This is a genomic window from Acidimicrobiia bacterium (genome assembly GCA_016650365.1).
Classification (GTDB): domain Bacteria; phylum Actinomycetota; class Acidimicrobiia; order Spongiisociales; family JAENVV01; genus JAENVV01.
Window position 1 is genome coordinate 1 of sequence record JAENVV010000241.1, and the last position, 2736, is coordinate 2736.

At 57.9% G+C, this 2736-nt stretch carries 2 protein-coding genes; one reads left to right on the forward strand and one right to left on the reverse strand.

The genetic code is table 11. The annotated features are described in order from the left end of the window. On the forward strand, nt 1-300 hold a 300-nt coding region (locus JJE47_13910; GenBank protein MBK5268519.1), incomplete at its 5' end, for a hypothetical protein. 414 nt (nt 301-714) lie between these two features. Here the strand turns inward: JJE47_13910 and JJE47_13915 are convergent. Then, entirely contained in the window at nt 715-2370 is a 1656-nt protein-coding gene (locus tag JJE47_13915) for a hypothetical protein (protein MBK5268520.1), read from the reverse strand. Nucleotides 2371-2736: the final 366 nt, after the last annotated feature.

Genomic DNA, 2736 nt, shown 5'->3' on the forward strand with positions numbered 1-2736 from the left:
ATCCGCCTCGACCAAACCGCCCGAGACAAACTCACCGGCTACAACCGGCCAGAACACCTCCGGGCCTTCCCCGAAACCGACCCGCTCTTCGGAGACGTCCAGCACCAACTGCGCGCCTCGGCAGAATCGGCCAACCGGGTCATCGACGACCACCACCCCAGAGAACGACTCCACCACTACGGGTTCGAAAAGAACACCCTCAGCATGCTCGCCTGGCAGGCCTACCGAAACGCCCAAACCGAACACGTCTTCGCCACCCCCCAAGCCGTCGACCTGATCCGACTCCACCAGACCGCCTAACCGGCCACCCCGCACAACACCCTCCAACACCGGGTCCGGCGCTGCCCAAACGGCTGCCAACGGGCATTCGAAGCAACATTGCCCCCGACCCGGATCCCATTACACTCACAAGCAACGCAGCCAACAACACCAACAGGAGTTTCCAACCGCGTTTTCAACCGATCCCGCCCGCGTGGGATTGTTGACAACTCGAGAAAGCCAATTGCCATTTGGCCTTTTGGCCGTTCGCCGATGGGTGGCAGAACGTGTTTGGTCTAAATCCGGAACGCCGTCGTCAGGTCTAGGCCGATTTGGTGAGGTCTGTTGTCCTCATCGAGGTGAGCGACTCTAAGGTTTCTTAGAGCCGAAACCTTGACTTTTTGTCGCCGATTGTCGTCGTTTGTCGTCCTCTGAGCCGGATTTTTCCGTTTCGTCCTATCGTCTTCTCCTGTTGAGGCCGCGGGCGGGATTGTTAGACCGCAGGTTTCGGTCTCGGACGTCCCTGCCGAAATTACTGAGTTGTTGATGAGGGTCACCCCGGTCTCGGACATAGGGTGTCGGTGTGATTCCGCCTTGGACTGATCCCCGTAGCTGGAGACCAGAGAAAGCTGCGTACACTTCGTCCATACGGTCGTGCAGGAGGGTGTATACGACGTTGATCATGGCGTCCGCCAGGTCCTTCGTTTTGACCGGCCCGGTGGTTGGGGCCACGATCCGGTCTCCGTGCCTGGTCAGGTGTTCGAGCTCGGCTCTGGCAAGAGCATGGGGCGGGGCGTGGACCAATCCGGCGTTCCAGGCGGTTTTGAATATCTCCGTTGCTCGGAGGTTGTGAGCCGCCGTGGCGGTCCGCTCGAAGATTCTTGGCTGCCACCACATTCCAGCCGCCCGGCATCGGGATTCGAGCAGCTGGATCGGCTCCGCAGATGCGTATTGGTCGAATGTGACCACTCGAAGGTAAAAGGCCGTTATGTATTCGAGTATCTCGTTGTTCACTTCGAGGTAGTTGATGACACCGTTGGGGTAGTCGCCCGGTAACCACGCCTTGAGCAAGTCGAAGACTACGTGGGGGTGTCCGAACTCGTCGCTTTCTACATGTCCGATTGCCCAACCGAAGTTGGCGTTCGAACGGCTCGGATCGCCGTGCGCGACATATCGATTGTGCATATATCCATGAGCTTTGTTCTCGAGGAGAACTCCTTGATATGGTCCGAACCCCCGGTCGATGGAGGCGACGGTGAGATACGGATGTCGGTTCGCACGGAACTGGCCTCCCCACTCGGTGTCGGCGGATTCGGGGTCGCGCCGGTACTCCTCATCGACGAACTCTTGGGTGATGACCGGACGAAGTCCACCCCGATAGGTTGGCCCTCCTGGCCACATTGGTATCTGATCGGCGCGTTCCCAATCCTTATACAGGCCCGTAGACGCCTGTTGGATCATGAGAGTGTTTGGGTAGGCAGCTTTAAAGTCTCCCGGCCGCACTTCTCGTCCCTCACAGTAGGAAAGGTAGAACTGTCCGACCTTCTCCCACGGGGTCGAGATTTGGATGATCAACCCGTCGTTTTCGAACTGGCCGGCCGCCGGGGTCATCTGTCTGAACACAGCAATGCTGTCCGCTGTTGAGCCAGCCCCCTGAACGTGGGCGGGCTCGTCGAAGACGATTCCGATCGCTGCTGGCCCTCGTCCAGAAGTTGCTGTCGTCGCCGCGGCGACTATCTGAATAGTTCCGACATCGACACCCGGCTGAGCCCCCAACGCCAACTGCGCCGGGGTGAGGATACTGAGCATCGTGGCCGTCGACGCACCCAGATACGGTTGAAAAGACTTCGCGTGACGGAACAGGTTCACAATGTCCCCAAACGCATTCTTCTTGACCGAATCCAGGTCGGGACCCACAACCAGGACCCGCAGAGGCTTTCCGGAAGGAAGCTGATAATGCTTTTGGGGGTCGCGGTAACAAATCAGCTTCCACACCAGCCTGGCGACCATTATCGAAGCACAAAAGTTCTTCGAGCCACGCCGGCCGACCACGAGAACATTGTGACGGAACCACGACAAGCCCTTCTGTTGACACCAGTCGATACGTTCCATCAGGTCCGGGACGGTCCCCGCCCTCCCCCGGTATTCAGGTCTGACAGCTCCGAACTACACTCCCAGCATGGGAAGACCACTTCCCCAAACTCGGTCGCCCACCAACTGAAATCGCCGCCGCCCACTGCCTTCTTCCTTTCACTTATCGGGCCCAAAATGATCTGGCAATTCGGTGAACTGGGATACGATGTTTCCATCGATCAGAATGGAAGGGTGGGAGAGAAACCTGTACGCTGGAATTACCTGGACGATGCGAACAGGCTAAAATTATTTGGCGTCTATTCAGCCATGCTCCGCTTGCGCCAGCAGTTCAATGTATTTACCTCCGGACAGGAAACCATTTCGGTAAACGGGACAGTTAAAAAG